Here is a 17,748-nt window from a genome sequence, read left to right on the forward strand (position 1 = left end):
CGATGATGGCTGCATCACTCCCGGTCCTCGCCGTGACCGGCATGAACGCGGAAGCCCGGATCGCGGGTGGGAGCGGTGTTGCGACCCTCGCGGGTGGCGGCGACGCCGCTCGCCTGGCGCTTCTGCTGCAAGGAGCGCTGTCCCGAGGCGCCAGAGCGGTTATCAGTTTCGGCATCGCGGGTGGCCTCGCACCGGGGTTGAAGCCCGGAACGGTGATCATCGCGCGCGCGGTCGATGACGGCGAGACCGTGATGCTGACCGACCCTGTCTGGTTGAAGCGTCTGTCGTCCGCCCTGCCCCATGCGATCGTGGCCGACCTCGTCGGTGTCGATCACATGGTCGTGGGTCACGATGCCAAGACACATCTGCATGCAACCACAGGCGCGGCGGCGGTCGATATGGAATCGCATATCGCGGCACGATTGGCCGCGTTGCATCAGGTGCCTTTTGCGGCGCTTCGTATCGTCGCCGATCCGGCGGAGCGGACGCTTCCGCATGCAGCGACCGTCGGGATGCGGCCGGATGGCAGCACAGACGTCAAGGCCGTTCTCAAAGCGCTCGCCCGCCGCCCTGCCGATCTCCCAGCCCTGATCCGAACCGCATTCGATGCACGGGCTGCCTTTTCGGCTCTGAAGCATAGCCGCACCTTGTTGTGTGGCCATCTTGGTTTCGGCGAGAGCGATCTTGCCCGGGAGGATGGCGCTCAGAGGCCCCCCGTCGACATCGATGTTGGGACGCTGGGGGTGTTTGGGGTTGGCACCGACGTCCCGGTCGAAAACCGCTGAACGGAGGATCGATCGCGCCGCTCATGGATTGCGGAAGCGGCGGCATGACCCTGTTTATCGATCGCCTCGACTCACCGCTCGGCACCCTGCTGATCATATCGGGACGGGTCGGCGCTTCGCGCACTCGATTTCCACGATTATGAATCCCGGATGCGAGGCCTTCTTCAGCGTCATTATGGCAGCGTGGAGCTCAAGGCCGGGCATGGCACCGGAGCGATCGGCGACGCTCTCGGCGCCTATTTCGAGGGCGACATCACGGCTCTCGACACTCTGAAGGTCGAGACCGGAGGCACCGCGTTCCAACGCCAGGTCTGGGCCGCGCTCCGCGGGATCCCACCGGGGACGACGACGACCTATGGTCGCCTTGCCGCCGCTCTCGGTCATCCAACTGCGAGCCGCGCGGTGGGACTGGCCAATGGCGCCAATCCGATCGCTATCGTGGTGCCGTGCCATCGCGTCGTGGGCGCCGACGGGCGGCTCACCGGCTTCGGTGGCGGACTGCCGCGCAAGCAATGGCTGCTGACGCACGAGGCCCATGCGGCCGGGAATGCGCGACTTCTCTGAGCCACGTTTAAACGACAAAACCCGACGCTCGAGAGCGCCGGGTCTGTGGTTGAACGACCGCTGTGGCTTATTCGGCAGCCTGCAAGGGAAGGCGATTCTGTTCCTTCGTCGTGATCTCTTCGAGCTTCGTCTCGACGTGCCGCGAAAACATATATTCGGCTGGGCGCTGGTTCTCGAGTGAGATATCGGGCGCCATCGGACCCTTGGTGCGGATGCCTTGCAGCGCCACCTTGAGGATCTTCCAGGGTTTGGTGACCGAATCGGCAACCGCGGTCGCCTCGAACCCGCTGTGGACCATGCAGTCGGCGCATTTTTCGTAATTGCCGGTGCCGTAGTTGCTCCAGTTGGTGTCTTCCATCAACTCTTTGAAGGTGCTCGCATAGCCTTCGCCGAGCAGATAGCAGGGCTTCTGCCAGCCGAACACGGTCCGGGTTGGGTTGCCCCAAGGCGTGCAGTGATACTTCTGGTTTCCGGCCAGGAAATCGAGGAACAGCGTGGATTGGTAGAACGGCCAAGCCTTGCCGCCCTTGTTTCGCTCGAAGATGCCGCGGAACAATTCCTTGATCTTGGCGCGGTTCAGGAAGTGCTGCTGATCGGGCGCGCGCTCGTAGGCATAGCCCGGCGACACCGTGATGCCGTCGATCCCCATCGCGGTGACCTCGTCGAAGAAACGAGCCGACCGCTCGGCATCCGCATCGCTGAACAAGGTGGTGTTGATGGTGACGCGGAAACCGGCGGCCTTGGCGGCCTTGATGGCCGCGACAGCCTTGTCATAGACGCCCTTGCGGCACACCGACTTGTCGTGCATCTCGCGATCGCCATCGAGATGGATCGACCAGTTGAAGAACTTGTTCGGCTTATACTCATGCATCTTCTTTTCGAGCAGAAGCGCATTGGTGCAGACGGTGACAAATTTCTTCTTCGCCATCGCGCCTTCGACGATCTGCGGCAATTCCTTGTGGATCAACGGTTCGCCCCCGGCGATCACCAACATGGGGGCGCCGCATTCCTCGAGCGAGTCGAGCGCGTCTTTCACCGAAATGCGTTGATCGAGAATCTTGTCCGGATAGTCGATCTTCCCACAGCCCGCACAGGCCAGATTGCAGCGGAACAGTGGTTCCAGCATCATGACGAGCGGGTAACGTTTGCGGCCACGCAGATGCTGGCTGACCACGTAAGCGCCCATCCGGGCCGCCTGGTGTATTGAAATTCCCAATGTGAACTCCTTGAGCCGCCTAAACACGGCCTCGCTCACGACGCGTATCGACGTTGGTTAATGGCTAATGGCCATGGTGGGCAATCGGAAAGAAACGGTTTCTTCGATCCCGGGGAGAGTCGAGACTTCGATCGGCCCCATCCGGCGCAGAACCGAAATGACGCCATCCACCAGGATCTCTGGTGCCGATGCGCCGGCCGTCAGACCGATCACCTCGACGCCCTTCAGCCAGTTGAGATCGAGTTCCGTCCCATCGGCGATGAGATAGCTCGGCACGTTTGTCTCGGCTCCGATCTCCCGAAGGCGATTCGAGTTCGAGCTGTTGTTGGCGCCGACCACCAATATCAGGTCGGCGATCCGCGACAATTCCCGCACCGCCGTCTGTCGATTTTGGGTGGCATAGCAGATGTCGCGCGTATCGGGGCCAACGACGTCGGAAAACTTTTCTTCAAGCGCCGCGATGATGGAGCGCGTGTCGTCGACGCTCAACGTCGTTTGGGTGATGTAGGCCACGGGCGCATCGATCGGGAGATCGAGCATGGCGACATCCTCGACACTGCGGACGAGATGCACCTCACCATCGATCTGTCCCACCGTCCCAACGACTTCCGGATGGCCCGCATGACCGATCAGAACGACGGACCGACCCTGCGCCACATAGCGCCGGCCTTGGTGATGAACCTTGGCGACCAGCGGACAGGTGGCATCGAGCACCGGCAGGTTGCGCCGGGCGGCTTCCTGCTCCACGGAGCGCGCAACGCCATGGGCGCTGAAAATCGTCACGGCTCCGTCGGGAATCTCGGACACGTCTTTCACAAACCTGGCACCCTTCTGTTCCAGGCTCTCGACGACATGGCGATTATGCACGATTTCATGGCGGACGTAGACCGGAGCCCCGTGCTGGACGAGAGCGTTTTCGACGATCTCGACCGCTCGGACGACGCCCGCGCAAAACCCGCGCGGCTGCGCCAAGACAACCTTCATGCACACATCCCCGATTGCTTAGCCAAACCGGCAAAATCCGACCAAGCCGCTCTCAGCTCGTGCTGAGCCTCAATATTCCCCGCCTTCGTAAGAAAAAAAGCAATGGGCGGCAACTGCCCCGCCTCACTCCGCAGCAAGGTGTTGCAATGCGGTGACCATGCGATCGTTCCAACAACCGCGATCGAGAGAAGGATCGCGCAACATCGGACTGTCATGTCCCGACGCTTCTGCTGCAGCCGCAAGGTTAATCGTTAGGGTTAAGCTCCCCTTAAACAGTTTCTGCAACCTTTGCTCATCGTTGATGGGTCGACCCTCGGCCTAGCCGAAATTGCAACTGTTCAAGTGGGGACGTCATCTATGGGCAGCACCAAAGCCCTGCTTTTCGCGGGAGTCGTGGCACTTGGGGCTGCGACCGGCGCACGCGCCGCCGACCTCCCGTTGCCGCCTCAATATGTTCCGCCGCCCGAGGTCGTCGATTTCGGCGGGTGGTATTTGCGCGGTGACGTCGGCGTGGGCGTCGCCAGCAGTCCGAACATTCGATCCACCTTCTACGATCAGAGCTATGCTCCGATCGACACCGCAACCGCTGTCCCGAGCTTTGCGCGGGACCAGCAGCACATCGCCGATTCGAGCTTCGTCGACATCGGCGTCGGCTATCAGGTCAACAACTGGCTGCGCTTCGATGCCACCGGCGAATATCGCACCGACCAGCATTTCAGCACGATCGAGAGCTATGATGCGGGTGCGGGTTTCGGCGTCCCGGGGACCGGGCGCGGCTACGACCAATATAACGGCTCGCTGCAGAGTTCGGTGTTCCTGGTCAATGCCTATGCCGACCTCGGCACCTGGTACGGCTTGACGCCCTTCATCGGGGCCGGCGTCGGCGCAGCCTACAACCGCGTCACATCCTTGAGCGATCTCGGCGTCGGTGGCCCGACCATTGTCGACCAAGCCGGCAATGTGTTCAACGGCGTCGGCAACGGCGGCTTCGGCTTTGCCAAGGAACATGACAAGTTCAACCTGGCCTATGCCGCCATGGCGGGCGTGTCTTATTCCGTCAGCCAGAACCTCAAGCTGGAACTCGGCTATCGCTACCTCAACATGGGTGATGCGACCTCGGGCTTCATCAATTGCGTGAACAGCACCGGCTGCGTGATCGAGAAGCATCGTTACGATCTTGCCTCGCAAGATATCCGGCTCGGCATGCGCTGGATGATCAGCGATGTGGCCCCTACCCCGGTCTATTATCCGCCTGAAGCGCCGACCGTCCGGAAATACTGACGCGCGGACATCGCACCTGAACGCCGAAACGCGGGGCCTTGGCTCCGCGTTTTTTTGTGGGTGATCGCCAGTCGATGACGACGCACGGTTAAGCTGCCCTTAAGCATATTTGTTCATTCTTTTCAGTGAGGGCCGCGCAATCGCGACGGTCGAGGGGGATTGTCGATGCGGGCCGGCACGGTAGCGAGATTGGGTTTTGCGGCCCTGATCGGAATGGCGGCGTCGCCGGTCTTCGCGCGAACCCCAACCCTCTCGCCCACCTATCCGCCTGCACCGGTCTTCGCCGAACCCGACGCCGATGTCGCGGTCGGAACGGGTTGGTATCTCCGCGGCGATGTCTCGTACGGCGACGACGATCGTCCCAAGCTGTCGCCGCTCGGCTTCGATCATCGATCGGCTGGGGGCTACGCAGCTGGCGGCGGCGTCGGCTACCGCTTCAACAGCATGCTGCGGGTCGATGTCACGGGCGACTATCTTCAACCGATCGACTATGCCACGCAGATCACGGCCGGCGGGGTCACGACCCGCCAGCAGGGCTCCCTCAACCGCTACGATGGGCTGGTCAACGGCTATCTCGACATCGGCACATGGTATGGCGTGACGCCCTATGTCGGGGCGGGTCTCGGCTTCGCGGTCTTCGATCCGTCGGCTTCGGTGACCGTGTCGGACGCAACGGGCTTGAGCGCGATCCAGGGCGGTTCGCCTCGCGGCAGCACGACCTTCGCCTGGGCCGCCATGGCGGGCCTCTCCTACGCGCTGACGGACTCTGTTACGGTCGACCTCGGCTATCATCACCTCGATCTCGGGCGCTTCGGCACAAGTGTCGGGACGTCATCCTATTCCCGCAATTTCACGCGTGACGACGTGAAGTTCGGCATCCGCTACGCGATCGATTGAGCGACAGGAGCCGCTTGACGGCTCCGCGAGGTTCGTACTAGTCCTTGCGACGGGACACCTCTCCCCAACGAGAGGCTACCATCTGTGAGGATGGATTTCATGATGAATAAACCGGTTACACGGCCAGCAAACCCGTGCTTTTCCTCTGGCCCCTGCGCGAAGCGCCCAGGCTGGACCCTCGAGGCGCTCGGCAAAGCCGCCCTCGGCCGCTCCCATCGCGCCAAGCCCGGCAAGGCGAAACTCCAAGCCGCGATTGACCTGACCCGCGATATCCTGCAAGTCCCCGCCGATTACCGTATCGGTATTGTTCCGGCCTCGGACACCGGCGCCGTCGAATTGGCCATGTGGTCGCTTCTCGGGGCACGCGGCGTCGATATGGTCGCGTGGGAAAGCTTCGGCGAAGGCTGGGTGACGGACGCAGCCAAGCAGCTGAAGCTCAAGGACGCACGGATCCTCAAGGCCGGCTATGGCGAGATCGTCGATCTCAATAGCATCGATTTCAACAACGACGTCGTCTTCACGTGGAATGGTACAACCTCCGGCGTGCGCGTCCCGAATGGCGATTTCATCCCGGCGGATCGGGCCGGTCTGACCATCTGCGATGCCACCTCGGCGGCCTTCGCGCAGACGCTTCCCTGGGACAAGCTCGATGTGGTGACCTTCTCGTGGCAGAAGGTGCTGGGGGGCGAAGCGGCCCACGGGATGCTGATCCTGTCGCCCCGCGCCGTCGAGCGCCTGCAGACCTATGCGCCCGCTTGGCCGCTGCCGAAGATTTTCCGCCTCACCTCAGGCGGCAAGCTGATCGAGGGCATTTTCAAGGGCGAGACCATCAACACACCGTCGATGCTCTGCGTCGAGGATTACATCGATGCGCTGACCTGGGCCAAAGGGCTCGGCGGTCTCGATGCGCTCGTGGCACGAGCCGATGCCAACGCCAAGGCGATCGCCGATTGGGTCGCAAAGACGGACTGGATCGATCATCTGGCGATCGCGCCTGACACCCGCTCCAATACTTCCGTCTGCCTGAAGGTTGTGGCGCCCGCCGTTACGTCGCAGCCGGCCGACGCCCAGGCCGCTTTCGCCAAGTCTCTGGCCGATATGCTCGATAAGGACGGCGTGGCCTTCGATATTGGCGGTTATCGCGATGCGCCTCCCGGCCTTCGTGTCTGGTGCGGCGCCACGGTCGAGACGGCGGATGTCGTGGCCCTGACGGAATGGCTCGATTGGGCCTATGCGCAAGCCTCGGCCAATCTCGCCAAAGCGGCCTGACCCCGACCATCGACGCTTAAACCTCGCGCCTCGCGTGATCGGCACGAGAAGCGCCTTTCGATCCACACTCCCATGTCGCACGTGCGCTCGTTCCGATGGACGATGACGCCTGCCCCAAGATCTGGACAAATCCCATGGCTCCTCGCGTTCTCATTTCCGATAGTCTGTCGCCCGCCGCCGTCGCCATCTTCAAGGAGCGTGGCGTGGAGGTGGACGTAAAACCCGGCATCGACAAAGATGCTCTGGCCGAGATCATCGACCAATATGACGGCTTGGCGATCCGCTCGGCCACCAAGGTGACGGCGAAGCTGCTGGAACGCGCCACCAAGCTGAAGGTCATCGGCCGCGCCGGCATCGGGGTCGACAATGTCGATATCCCGGCCGCGACCGCCAAAGGCGTGATCGTGATGAACACACCCTTCGGGAATTCGATCACGACCGCCGAACACGCGATCGCGCTCATGTTCGCGCTGGCGCGCCAGTTGCCGGCCGCTGACACGTCCACTCAAGCCGGCAAGTGGGAAAAGAACCGCTTCATGGGCGTCGAGATCACCGGCAAGGTGTTGGGCATTATCGGATGTGGCAACATCGGCTCCATCGTGGCCGAGCGCGGCGTCGGACTTCGCATGCGGGTCATCGCCTTCGACCCCTTCTTGTCGGCCGAACGTGCTCTTGCGCTTGGGGTCGAGCGCGTCGAACTCGACGAGTTGCTGGCCCGCGCCGACTTCATCACGCTGCACACGCCGATGACGCCGCAGACCAAGAACATCCTGTCGGCCGAAAATCTCGCCAAGACCAAGAAGGGTGTGCGAATCATCAACTGCGCCCGTGGCGGCTTGATCGACGAGGAAGCGCTCCGCAAGGAGCTGGACAACGGCCATGTGGCCGGAGCCGCAATCGATGTGTTCGCGACGGAGCCTGCGAAAGAGAACGTGCTGTTTGGTCACCCGAACGTCGTTTGCACGCCGCATCTCGGTGCCGCCACCAACGAAGCTCAGGAAAACGTGGCGCTTCAAGTCGCCGAGCAGATGTCGGATTACCTGATCCGTGGCGCGATCTCGAACGCAGTCAATTTTCCCTCCATCACGGCCGAGGAAGCCCCTCGCCTTCGCCCCATGATCGAGCTGGCCGATCGGCTCGGCTCCTTCGCGGGCCAGTTGACCGATGCGCCGATCCGTCAGGTCAAGATCACCTATGAGGGTGCGGTCGCGGAGCTCAAGATCAAGGCTCTCACAGCCTCCGCCTTGGCGGGTCTGCTTCGTCCCGTTCTGTCGGCCGTCAACGTCGTGTCGGGTCCTGCCGTCGCCAAGGAGCGCGGCATCGTGGTCGAGGAGACCACGCGCGCCGCCGAGGGCGACTACGAATCGCTCATTACCCTGGCGATCACGACCGACGCGCAGGAACGCGCTATTTCGGGCACTGTGTTCACTGATGGTAAGCCGCGCATCACGGCCATCAAGGGCATCAAGGTCGATGCCGAATTCGCCTCGACGATGCTTTACGTCACCAACGAGGACAAACCGGGCTTCATCGGCCGGTTCGCGACGACACTGGGCGACGCGGGCGTCAATATCGCGACCTTCGCGCTCGGGCGCGACCAGCCAGGCGGCTCGGCCATTGCGCTGACGGAAGTCGATGGTGCGGTGCCGGATGGGACGCTCGACAAGATCAAGGGCATCCCCGGCGTGAAGGCCGTCAACCTGCTTCACTTCTAGAAACCTCGACCGACGGTCGAGACGAGCGACGGGAGCCCGGACGTGATCGTCCGGGCTTATTTACGAAGAGCAGCCCGGACACTAGTGTCGGGGCTTGGTATCCCCGGGCCGCTGATGCGGTGGCCGGGGTCGCGGCGCGAGACGAGCTAGATCAATATGGCGAATGTGGTGGTGGTCGGCGCTCAATGGGGCGACGAGGGCAAGGGCAAGATCGTCGACTGGTTGTCGACCGCGGCCGATGTCGTGGTGCGTTTTCAGGGCGGTCACAACGCTGGTCACACGCTGGTGATCGACGGCAAAGTGTTTAAACTCGCTCTTCTGCCCTCCGGCATCGTCCGCCCCGGCAAGCTTTCGGTCATCGGCAACGGCGTCGTTCTCGATCCCCACCATCTCCTGGCCGAGATCGACAAGCTGCGGCAGCAGGGCGTCGAGATCACCCCCGACAACCTGAAAATCGCCGAGAACGTCTCGCTCATTCTCGCGCTCCACCGCGAACTCGACGCGCATCGCGAATCCGCGACCGACACCGGCGTCAAGATCGGCACGACCAAGCGCGGAATCGGACCGGCCTATGAGGATAAGGTCGGACGCCGCGCGATCCGCCTGACCGATCTCGCTGAGCCCGAGTATCTCGACGAGAAGATCGAGCGGCTGCTCTCGCATCACGATCCGCTGCGACGCGGGCTCGGTCTCGAGCCACTGTCGCATGCGGCGATCCGAGATGAGTTGATGTCGGTGGCCGACAAGGTCCTGCCCTATATGGCCGTGACGTTCGATCTTTTGGACACCGCACGACGTGACGGCAAACGCATCCTGTTTGAAGGCGCCCAAGGCGCGCTCTTGGATGTCGATCACGGCACCTATCCCTTTGTCACCTCATCCAACACGGTGGCAGGCGCAGCCGCGACCGGCTCGGGCCTGGGTCCGAAAGCGATCGGCTATGTGCTTGGGATCGCCAAGGCCTACACGACTCGGGTCGGCGGCGGTCCCTTCCCGACCGAACTTCACGACGAGATCGGCCAGTTGATCGGCGACAAGGGACATGAATACGGCGTCAACACCGGCCGTCGCCGCCGGTGCGGGTGGTTCGATGCCGTGCTGGTGCGTCAAACCGTCAAGACCTCGGGGATCGACGGTATCGCCCTGACCAAGCTCGACATTCTCGATGGCTTCGACGAGATCAAGATCTGCGTCGGCTACAAACTCGACGGCAAGGACATCGCCTATCTGCCGGCCGGCCAGGCCGCTCAGGCGCGCGTCGAGCCTGTCTACGAGACCTTTCCGGGCTGGGAAGGCGCGACGGGCGGTGCGCGGTCCTGGGCCGACCTGCCGGCGCAGGCGATCAAATACGTCCGCTATATCGAGGAACTGATCGGTGCCCCCGTGGCGCTCCTCTCGACGAGCCCTGAGCGCGACGACACGATTCTGGTTCAGAACCCGTTTCAGGATTGATGCGCTTCGGCTATTCGTTGCACCGAGACCTCAACTCGCGGGCTCACATCAGCGGGATTGACGAACCAGACCAGGGATGGTGTTAACGCTGAATGGCCGAATATTATCCTCTTCTCTCTCGGGCGGTCGCCTCCCTGCACGACGCGCCGCCGGAGGCGCGCCGCGCCATCTATGATCGGGCGCGACAGGCGCTTCTCGGGCAATTGCGTTCGATGGAACCGCCCGTTCCGGCAGAGGACATCGAACGGGAGAGCGTCGCCCTCGATGACGCGATCGCGCGGGTCGAGACCGACATCGTGGGACCGCCAACGGTCGCTGCACCCGTCGCACCCCCGGCTCCTGCTTCTCCGCCACCGGTCTCGCCTCAACCCTCAGCCCCTGCGGTCCCTGCGAGCGAAACGCCCGTAGCGGCATCGAGCCTGGACCCTGCGGCGCGGCAGGCAACAGTGTTGCCGCAGCCCTCGGCAGCGCCAGCCACGGTAACCACGGTTCGTCCGGCTGCCCCGGGCCTCACGTCTCTGCGCGCAGGCTTACCCCCGGGGCCAAGCCGTCCGCCGGGGCCGCCACGGCCCGTTCAGCCGATGCGACCGGCGAGCACATCGAGGCCGGTTGCAGCGCCTGTCATACGCGCGTCGCGCGAGACGGACGACCCGGCACAAGCCACACCCAAGACCATCTCATCGAGCCTCGCCTCGCAAAGCCCTGGATTGCCAAGCGCCTCGCGCCTGCAGGTTCCTTCGCCGACGGCCGAGCCGAACGAGCCTCCTGGCACGGATGCGTCGGCGCCCGAGCAACTGCCCGACACGCCGCAATTCCCGCCGACCAAAGATCGGTCCGAGGAGCGGAGCCTCAACCGAGACGAGTCGAACCGCCCGGCCGCGCCACGGCCGGTTCGGAAAGAGCCATTCAGCCCGCGCGTTCTCATCGTCGCGCTTGTGGCGGCCGTCGTTGTGGCCGGCATTGCCTACACGGCTTGGCGCCTGCGCGACAAACCAGAAGCGATGGCGCGGGCACGCGCGGCGCTGCAGGCCGCTCAGAAATCCGAGCCGCAGAGCGGCAAGATCGTCAGCCGGGCCGACGGCACGAGCGCGCCGCCGACGATTCTGGCCGACAAGACACCCGCTGCGGAAAAAGCGACGGCCGATAACACGACGCAGCCGGATCCTTCGTCCGCTGCGCCGCAAAGCCAACCATCGGCTGCTCAATCGACAACGGCCCTGTCATCGGCCGGCGCTGCGCCGGAGCCAGCGCCGACACAACCAGCCTCGACCGACGCTGCCAATGCACCGGCGGGCGGCCCGACCGATGCCGCCAATCCACCGGCAGCCGCACCGAGCGATAGCGCGAATCCGTCCGCCGCAGCGGCGACAGCGGATCCCTCGGCTCCGCTCGCGGCGTCAGCGTCCCCCGCGGCGCCAGCACCCACCTCGGCTGCGACCCCACCCTCCACCGCGACCGCACCTGCTTCGAGCGACGAGACATTGCCGGTTTCGCAACGCGCCGCACTTCTCGTGGACGCGCCGGACGATCCTCAAAAAGTCAAAACCTATGTGGGTTCCGTGGTCTGGCATGCCGAGAATGTCAGCCCAGGCCAGGGGCAGCCGCTGGCCCAAGCTGTCCGCGCCGATATCGAAATTCCCGACGCCAATCTTAAAATGACCATGCTGTTTCAAAAGAATTTCGAACAGCAATTTCCCGCGAGCCATACGATGGATTTGCGGTTCACGCCGGGTCCGGGCAATCAACTTGGAAACGTGAAGCAAATCAACGTGCCGCAATTGCGCCGCGACGATTCACCGACAGGCGACACACTGGTCGGACTGCCGGTGACCATCACGGACAATTATTTTCTGGTGGGACTGACGCGCGGCGACGTCGAAAGCCGCAACCTTGACCTCATCAAAAGCCGGAATTGGTTCGACGTCCCCTTGCTGCTGGTGTCTGGCAAGGTCGCCAAGATAACCTTCGAGAAGGGCACATCGGGACAGCGCATTATCGAAAGCGCTATTCAAAGCTGGCAGTCAGCCACGCCATAAACAAAAAGCCGAGGCGATTGCCTCGGCTTTTTGTTGGTCGACCGTCAGATTCAATGAACGCTCGATTGCGACTCCAACAAAGGCCGGCTTGCTTCGATCCGCGCCAATCCGGTCTTCACGGCAGCCTGCACCTTTTCGAAGGCTCTCACCTCGATTTGCCGAACGCGCTCACGCGAGATGTTGAACTCTTCGGAGAGTTGCTCGAGCGTAATCGGATCCTCCGCAAGACGACGCGCCTCGAAGATGCGGCGCTCACGCGGATTCAAAACATCGAGCGCTCCCTTCAGCGCGTCGTGGCGATTAGAGCTTTCTTCGTGGTCGGCAAGCAGAACCTCTTGGTTCGTCGAATCGTCAACGAGCCAGTCCTGCCACTCGCCGTCGCCGTCCTCGCGCATCGGTGAATTCAGGGAGCTGTCGCCACCAAGGCGGCGGTTCATGTCGATCACGTCCTGCGCGGTCACCCCGAGCTTGGTCGCGATGGTCTGAACGTGGTCGGGATGAAGATCGCCTTCCTCCAACGCCGAGATCTGGCTCTTCGCCTTCCGCAGGTTGAAGAACAGCTTCTTCTGATTGGCAGTCGTCCCCATCTTCACGAGTGACCAGGAACGAAGAATATATTCCTGGATCGACGCGCGAATCCACCAGATCGCATAAGTCGCAAGGCGGAAGCCCTTGTCGGGCTCGAACCGCTTCACAGCCTGCATCAAGCCGACATTGCCTTCCGAAATGACTTCGCCGATCGGGAGTCCGTAGCCGCGATAGCCCATCGCGATCTTGGCAACGAGGCGAAGATGCGAGGTCACGAGTTCGTGGGCCGCGTCGCGATCGTCGTGCTCACGCCAACGCTTCGCCAGCATGAATTCCTGCTGGGGCTGAAGCATGGGAAAGCGACGAATCTCATTGAGATAGCGGGAAAGACCGCTTTCGCTTGAGATCATCGGGAGAGCAGGCGCCATAACATTCGTCCTTGGTCGGCCCGACTCGGGCCTTTTAACGGCCAGCATATTGCCGTCTCGCACAATCAGATTTGAGCTACATGTCGATTTGATGGCTAAATGCTGCGGTGCAAGATCAACCGCTCGCAACGGCGGCTGCACTCTTTAAGGCACAACCGCAATCGTCGACCGAACAGAGCCATCAACCGGTCTCTTCATCTCCTGAAGAAATGGATCGCAAGACCCATGAAGTAAAGGGTGAGTGGCATCCCGCATCGGTGGCATGCAGCACGCGCTTTCATAACAAAGGGGCCGGCGATCCGCACGGCCCCTTACACCAGATTTTGAAAACGATCGAAGACAGCCGTTAATGACGCAGCTTGGTCATCTCGTCTTTGAGCTGCAGTTTCTTGCGTTTCAACTCAGATAGTTTCGCGGGCTCTATGCTCGGCGCGGCACGGCAGGAGGCAATTTCTTTATCGATCGCCTGATGACGACGAGCCAACTCCGCAATGTGACTTTGCAGCGACATTCTGAACTCCCAACAGGAATCGTGTCCGAACGCGGTTCACGACGAGATGATGACACGATCTGGACGCGGCTCAAGCGGCCTTTCGCCTGCGTCGTCATCAACTCTTTGCGATGTTCGAGCGGTTTTAAAACGAATTGGCGGCGTCCGACCTCTGCCTGCTCGCGTGACGCTGGATGACCGCGAGAATACGATCGAGCCGCAGCGTGGCTCGATCGTCTTGGGTTATGCCTTATCGGATTGATCGCACCGAGTGTCGGAGGGCGAAGAAGAGCCCGATCAGCCCCGCGACGACGACCGTGTCACGATGTCGGCTGGTGAAGATTTCCCAGTTCGTGTCGCGCGCATTCAAGTCGAACCGCCCATGCGCCGCATAGACGCCGCCGATCGGCCCGTACAGGTTCGCGGTGGCGCTGCCGAGTTCACGTTGCTTGGTGATCTGCGCCGGATAACCACCGAGCGCGAGGAGACGATCGGCAAGGCCTGGCGCAAAGCGATCCAACATGATGGCCGCAAGCGTGGACAGGCCAACCCAAACGTCACGACGCGGATGCTGAGCAGTGAACACGATGGCGCGGGCTGCGACTTCCGGCTGGTAGACGGGAGCCACCGGCTGCGGCTTGCGGCCGAGGCGGTTGAGGCTCCAGTCGAATTGGGGGGTGTTGATCGATGGCAGATGCACCATCGACACACGGATGTGGGATCGATCGTGGAACAACTCAGACCGCAAGGCAGCCGTAAATCCACGGACCGCGAATTTCGCGCCCGACATGGCTGATTGGAGTGGCATGGCCCGGTAGCCCATGGCCGAACCGACATTGATGATGAGGCCACGATCGCGCAGCCTCATGTGTTTGAGCGCCGCGATGGAGCCGTAGACCGTGCCAAGATAGCCGACCTCTGTGGCGCGTTTGAATTCGTCGGGTTCGATCTTTTCAACCGGCGAGAAGATGCTGGTTGCCGCATTGTTGACCCAGACCTCGATCGGGCCGAGTTCATGTTCGATGCTGTCGGCCGCGGCCGCGATGGCGCTCGCATCCGACACGTCGGCCGTGACCACATGGGCGCGCACGCCCATGTCGCGGAGTTCCTTTGCGGTGGCGTCGAGCCTTTGCTGGTCTCGCGCGATCAAACCAACATCGAACCCTTGTCGCGCGAATTCCCGGGCTGTCGCCCGCCCTACCCCTGCGCCTGCTCCCGTTACTACCGCTACAGCCACGTCGATCTCCCCTGGTTACGGGCCGGATCGGCCCCTGTCACTTCGCTACGGCCTAACCCGTGCGGCGGGCGTTCGTTTCACACAAGACGCATCCTTCCCGCGTGCTTGCTCCGCCAAACGACTGGTCGCTGATCCCAGCGTTGACGGTCAAGTTACTGATAATTCATGCAGATTTAGCTTGACGGGAATGCCTTCTTGCACCGCACTGAGGCTTGGCTCGACTTGCGACAGAACCCGGCTGTTGCCATAATCTGCCGGATCGGCTCGGCGGACAGACCTCCGGCTTGGAGCGAACGATGCGAATTAGGGTTGAGGCGCGATGAACCAATTGGGTCCCGAGGAAAAACGTGTCGCCCTGATCGAAATGGAGCAACTTCGCCAGGAACACCGGGACCTCGACGAAGCCATTATGGCCTTGTCGCTCCGGGAGACTCGCGATCAGATTCAAGTGCAGCGACTTAAGAAACGCAAATTGCTGCTCCGCGACAAAATCGGCTTCATCGAAGACCAAATCACACCAGACATCATAGCGTGACAATCGAGCCACATCGCGGCCACAGTTTCTTCTCGCTGCTGACCAACAGCGGAACCTTTGCCGTGAACCGTCGGTTCCGCTGTTGGGCCTGTTTGGGCGGGCTGTTACACCGGGGATCGATACATGGACGGCCAATCACTCATCGTATTTCTCATCATCGGCGCGATCGCCGGCTGGCTCGCTGGACTCGTGGTTCAGGGCACCGGCTTCGGTCTGATCGGTGACATCATTGTCGGTATCATCGGCGCTTTCGTCGCTGGCTACCTGCTCCCGCAACTCGGGATCAACCTTGGCACGGGCGTCGTGGCTGCCATCATCGACGCTGCGATCGGCGCCATCGTGTTGCTCATCATCATCAAGCTGATTCGACGCGTCGTTTAACGATCTGGCGCATCGCTGCTTGAACAAACATCGGCAGATCAAGCCGGTCCGTCGGGTAGGACGGGCCGGCTTTTTGTTTTATTGTGCCATCGCCGCAAGGTGCCAAAGTGGCACGCGCAAGCTGGCGAGTCGATCATGAGCCTCTACGACAACGAAACGCCACGCTCCTCGCAGCGGTCAGCCAGCGAGGCCCTTGATGCCGACGCCGCGAGCCTCGCCAGGTTGATCGACCATACCGTCCTGAAACCCGACACGCTTGCGATCGATGTCGACCGCTTTTGTGCGGAAGCCGCACGGTTCGGCTTCGCCTCCGTCTGCGTCAACGGCGTCTATGTCTCTCGCGTCGCCGAGAGGCTCGCCGGTCTATCGATCCCAGCCTGTGCCGTCGTTGGCTTTCCGCTCGGCGCCATGTCGACACGCGCCAAGGCATTCGAAGCCTCCGACGCGGTCGCGGCGGGTGCGGGAGAAATCGACATGGTGATCCATGTCGGGGCGCTGAAGGACCGGCAGTTCGACGCCGTCGAGGCCGATATCGCGACAGTGAAGCGCGCCTGCGGCTCGACCCTGCTCAAGGTCATCATCGAGACTTGCCTGCTGACCGACGACGAGAAGCGGGCCGCCTGTTCGATCGCCGCAAGCGCCGGCGCGAATTTCGTCAAGACCTCGACCGGCTTCGGTCATGCGGGTGCGACGATCGAAGATGTGGCCCTCATGCGAGGCGTGGTCGGCGATGCACTTGGGGTCAAAGCCTCCGGCGGCATCCGGACCAGGACCGATGCCGAACAAATGGTCGCGGCGGGCGCCAGCCGAATCGGAGCGAGCGCAAGTGTCGCCATCGTCCAGGGCTGACCGGAGAGGCGGAACGGCTCCCGGCAAGACGGCATCGCGCAACCTCAGCGTCAAGCTTGTGGAGGTGCCTCTCAATCCCCTCGCTCCAAATGCGATCACTGATCTGCTGCCGATCGGGACGATCGAGATCAGGGTCGCGCGTTGGGAGGCGACCCGGGTACCGGCCGCCGGGACGGTCGTCCTCTGTACAGGACGCGGCGAATTTATCGAGAAATATGCCGAGGTCGCGTCCGAACTCCTCGCTCGCGGGTTTGCAGTCGTGGCGTTCGACTGGCGCGGCCAGGGCGGCTCGTCACGTTTGGTGCGAGATGGACGCAAAGGACACGTCTCCGACTTTGATGAATTTCAAGCGGATCTCGACGCCATCCGATCCGCCGTGCTTGAGCCGCACTGCCCCAGGCCTTGGTTCGCGCTGGCGCATTCCATGGGCGGCGCTATTGCGATCGCGCATGCCGCCGGCGACCGTTGTATGTTTGATCGTATCGTTCTCTCGACCCCGATGGTCGAGATCTATGGCCTCGCGGCGCCCCGCGCCATCAGGGCAATGGCATCGACGGCATCTCGGCTCGGGCTGGGACGCCTCTATGTGCCAGGAGGAAGCAGCCGCTCGGTCATGATGAAACCGTTTGAGCATAACGTTCTCACGTCCGATCCAAAACGCTATGCCGCCTTCTCGGCCTTGGTGAGCGCCGCGCCCGAACTCGCGATCGGCGCGCCGACGCAAGGCTGGTTGAACGCGGCGTTCCGCTACATGGCTGAGTTTCACGACGTCGACTTCCCGCGCCGGATTCTCACCCCCATGCTCGTGGTGGCCTGCGGCGCCGACAGCGTCGTCGCGACACGCGGGATCGAGCGTTTCGCCACCCGACTGAAAAACGCGAGCCTCATCGTTGTGCCTCATGCCCGGCATGAAGTTCTGATGGAACAGGATCACTTCAGGGCACAGTTTTGGGCGGCGTTCGATGGCTTCGTTCCAGGATCGTCGAGCGTCACGCCGCCAGCGATAGCGAGTTAGACAAGGCCTCTTTCGGACGAAGCCTTGGCTTGGCTGTTCGGCCGCAGGAACCAAGCACGCCCATCGCATGTTTTCGCCTTAAAAAT

The 17,748-nt window shown here is 62.3% G+C and carries 17 protein-coding genes; 12 read left to right on the forward strand and 5 right to left on the reverse strand.

Annotation, left to right across the window (positions count from 1 at the left end):
• Positions 1 to 2: 2 nt before the first annotated feature.
• Entirely contained in the window at positions 3 to 785 is a 783-nt protein-coding gene (locus tag LGH83_RS05695; RefSeq protein WP_227400966.1) for a phosphorylase, read from the forward strand.
• Positions 786 to 935: 150 nt separating this feature from the next.
• Positions 936 to 1,349, forward strand: a complete 414-nt coding sequence (locus LGH83_RS05700) for a methylated-DNA--[protein]-cysteine S-methyltransferase (protein WP_319799611.1) — start codon at positions 936 to 938, stop codon at positions 1,347 to 1,349.
• 67 nt (positions 1,350 to 1,416) lie between these two features.
• On the opposite strand, the gene hpnH is transcribed toward LGH83_RS05700, so the two are convergent.
• Together hpnH and ispH are read right to left on the reverse strand one after the other, a co-directional pair.
• A complete protein-coding gene (gene hpnH / locus LGH83_RS05705; RefSeq protein WP_131118242.1) occupies positions 1,417 to 2,565 on the reverse strand; it encodes an adenosyl-hopene transferase HpnH in 1,149 nt (382 codons plus the stop codon).
• Positions 2,566 to 2,622: 57 nt separating this feature from the next.
• A complete protein-coding gene (gene ispH, locus LGH83_RS05710) occupies positions 2,623 to 3,549 on the reverse strand; it encodes a 4-hydroxy-3-methylbut-2-enyl diphosphate reductase (protein ID WP_227400967.1) in 927 nt (308 codons plus the stop codon).
• A 357-nt stretch (positions 3,550 to 3,906) separates the two neighbouring features.
• Between ispH and LGH83_RS05715 the strand changes: the two genes are divergently transcribed.
• The 6 genes from LGH83_RS05715 to LGH83_RS05740 all read left to right on the forward strand — a co-directional run bounded on the left by LGH83_RS05715 (position 3,907) and on the right by LGH83_RS05740 (position 12,199).
• Positions 3,907 to 4,830: an outer membrane protein gene (locus LGH83_RS05715; protein WP_227400968.1), complete on the forward strand. Its 924-nt coding sequence runs from the start codon at positions 3,907 to 3,909 to the stop codon at positions 4,828 to 4,830.
• Between the two features lie 165 nt (positions 4,831 to 4,995).
• A complete protein-coding gene (locus LGH83_RS05720; RefSeq protein WP_227400969.1) occupies positions 4,996 to 5,727 on the forward strand; it encodes an outer membrane protein in 732 nt (243 codons plus the stop codon).
• Between the two features lie 90 nt (positions 5,728 to 5,817).
• Entirely contained in the window at positions 5,818 to 6,996 is a 1,179-nt protein-coding gene (locus LGH83_RS05725) for a phosphoserine transaminase (protein WP_413771109.1), read from the forward strand.
• Between the two features lie 134 nt (positions 6,997 to 7,130).
• Positions 7,131 to 8,711: a phosphoglycerate dehydrogenase gene (gene serA / locus LGH83_RS05730; RefSeq protein WP_131194766.1), complete on the forward strand. Its 1,581-nt coding sequence runs from the start codon at positions 7,131 to 7,133 to the stop codon at positions 8,709 to 8,711.
• A 156-nt stretch (positions 8,712 to 8,867) separates the two neighbouring features.
• Positions 8,868 to 10,163: an adenylosuccinate synthase gene (locus LGH83_RS05735; RefSeq protein WP_227400971.1), complete on the forward strand. Its 1,296-nt coding sequence runs from the start codon at positions 8,868 to 8,870 to the stop codon at positions 10,161 to 10,163.
• A 92-nt stretch (positions 10,164 to 10,255) separates the two neighbouring features.
• The gene (locus LGH83_RS05740; protein WP_227400972.1) at positions 10,256 to 12,199 is read left to right on the forward strand and encodes a hypothetical protein; all 1,944 of its coding nucleotides are present in this window, start codon (positions 10,256 to 10,258) and stop codon (positions 12,197 to 12,199) included.
• A gap of 50 nt (positions 12,200 to 12,249) precedes the next feature.
• On the opposite strand, the gene rpoH is transcribed toward LGH83_RS05740, so the two are convergent.
• The 3 genes from rpoH to LGH83_RS05755 all read right to left on the reverse strand — a co-directional run bounded on the left by rpoH (position 12,250) and on the right by LGH83_RS05755 (position 14,882).
• Entirely contained in the window at positions 12,250 to 13,155 is a 906-nt protein-coding gene (gene rpoH / locus LGH83_RS05745; RefSeq protein WP_131118265.1) for an RNA polymerase sigma factor RpoH, read from the reverse strand.
• 346 nt (positions 13,156 to 13,501) lie between these two features.
• Entirely contained in the window at positions 13,502 to 13,666 is a 165-nt protein-coding gene (locus tag LGH83_RS05750) for a YdcH family protein (protein WP_131118268.1), read from the reverse strand.
• A 229-nt stretch (positions 13,667 to 13,895) separates the two neighbouring features.
• A complete protein-coding gene (locus tag LGH83_RS05755; protein WP_227400973.1) occupies positions 13,896 to 14,882 on the reverse strand; it encodes an SDR family oxidoreductase in 987 nt (328 codons plus the stop codon).
• 319 nt (positions 14,883 to 15,201) lie between these two features.
• Here LGH83_RS05755 and LGH83_RS05760 point away from each other — a divergent pair, with 319 nt between their 5' ends.
• From LGH83_RS05760 to LGH83_RS05775, 4 genes are all read left to right on the forward strand, one after another.
• The gene (locus LGH83_RS05760) at positions 15,202 to 15,417 is read left to right on the forward strand and encodes a YdcH family protein (protein WP_131118274.1); all 216 of its coding nucleotides are present in this window, start codon (positions 15,202 to 15,204) and stop codon (positions 15,415 to 15,417) included.
• A 123-nt stretch (positions 15,418 to 15,540) separates the two neighbouring features.
• Positions 15,541 to 15,798, forward strand: coding sequence for a GlsB/YeaQ/YmgE family stress response membrane protein (locus LGH83_RS05765; protein ID WP_131118277.1), 258 nt, complete (start codon positions 15,541 to 15,543; stop codon positions 15,796 to 15,798).
• Between the two features lie 135 nt (positions 15,799 to 15,933).
• On the forward strand, positions 15,934 to 16,647 hold the full coding sequence (deoC, locus tag LGH83_RS05770) for a deoxyribose-phosphate aldolase (protein ID WP_227400974.1): 714 nt from the start codon (positions 15,934 to 15,936) through the stop codon (positions 16,645 to 16,647).
• On the forward strand, positions 16,625 to 17,662 hold the full coding sequence (locus tag LGH83_RS05775) for an alpha/beta fold hydrolase (RefSeq protein ID WP_227400975.1): 1,038 nt from the start codon (positions 16,625 to 16,627) through the stop codon (positions 17,660 to 17,662). Before deoC ends, LGH83_RS05775 begins: the two co-directional genes overlap by 23 nt.
• Positions 17,663 to 17,748: the final 86 nt, after the last annotated feature.

Origin of the sequence: Lichenihabitans sp. PAMC28606 (genome assembly GCF_020616535.1) — a bacterium.
Classification (GTDB): domain Bacteria; phylum Pseudomonadota; class Alphaproteobacteria; order Rhizobiales; family Beijerinckiaceae; genus Lichenihabitans; species Lichenihabitans psoromatis.

Excerpts from the sequence above, each read along its gene's own strand:
- LGH83_RS05695 (WP_227400966.1), top strand. The coding sequence starts at position 3 with ATGATGGCTGCATCACTCCCGGTCCTCGCCGTGACCGGCATGAACGCG.
- LGH83_RS05700 (WP_319799611.1), top strand. The coding sequence starts at position 936 with ATGCGAGGCCTTCTTCAGCGTCATTATGGCAGCGTGGAGCTCAAGGCC.
- ispH (WP_227400967.1), bottom strand. The coding sequence starts at position 3,549 with ATGAAGGTTGTCTTGGCGCAGCCGCGCGGGTTTTGCGCGGGCGTCGTC.
- LGH83_RS05715 (WP_227400968.1), top strand. The coding sequence starts at position 3,907 with ATGGGCAGCACCAAAGCCCTGCTTTTCGCGGGAGTCGTGGCACTTGGG.
- LGH83_RS05720 (WP_227400969.1), top strand. The coding sequence starts at position 4,996 with ATGCGGGCCGGCACGGTAGCGAGATTGGGTTTTGCGGCCCTGATCGGA.
- LGH83_RS05725 (WP_413771109.1), top strand. The coding sequence starts at position 5,818 with ATGGATTTCATGATGAATAAACCGGTTACACGGCCAGCAAACCCGTGC.
- serA (WP_131194766.1), top strand. The coding sequence starts at position 7,131 with ATGGCTCCTCGCGTTCTCATTTCCGATAGTCTGTCGCCCGCCGCCGTC.
- LGH83_RS05735 (WP_227400971.1), top strand. The coding sequence starts at position 8,868 with ATGGCGAATGTGGTGGTGGTCGGCGCTCAATGGGGCGACGAGGGCAAG.
- LGH83_RS05740 (WP_227400972.1), top strand. The coding sequence starts at position 10,256 with ATGGCCGAATATTATCCTCTTCTCTCTCGGGCGGTCGCCTCCCTGCAC.
- rpoH (WP_131118265.1), bottom strand. The coding sequence starts at position 13,155 with ATGGCGCCTGCTCTCCCGATGATCTCAAGCGAAAGCGGTCTTTCCCGC.
- LGH83_RS05750 (WP_131118268.1), bottom strand. The coding sequence starts at position 13,666 with ATGTCGCTGCAAAGTCACATTGCGGAGTTGGCTCGTCGTCATCAGGCG.
- LGH83_RS05760 (WP_131118274.1), top strand. The coding sequence starts at position 15,202 with ATGAACCAATTGGGTCCCGAGGAAAAACGTGTCGCCCTGATCGAAATG.
- LGH83_RS05765 (WP_131118277.1), top strand. The coding sequence starts at position 15,541 with ATGGACGGCCAATCACTCATCGTATTTCTCATCATCGGCGCGATCGCC.
- deoC (WP_227400974.1), top strand. The coding sequence starts at position 15,934 with ATGAGCCTCTACGACAACGAAACGCCACGCTCCTCGCAGCGGTCAGCC.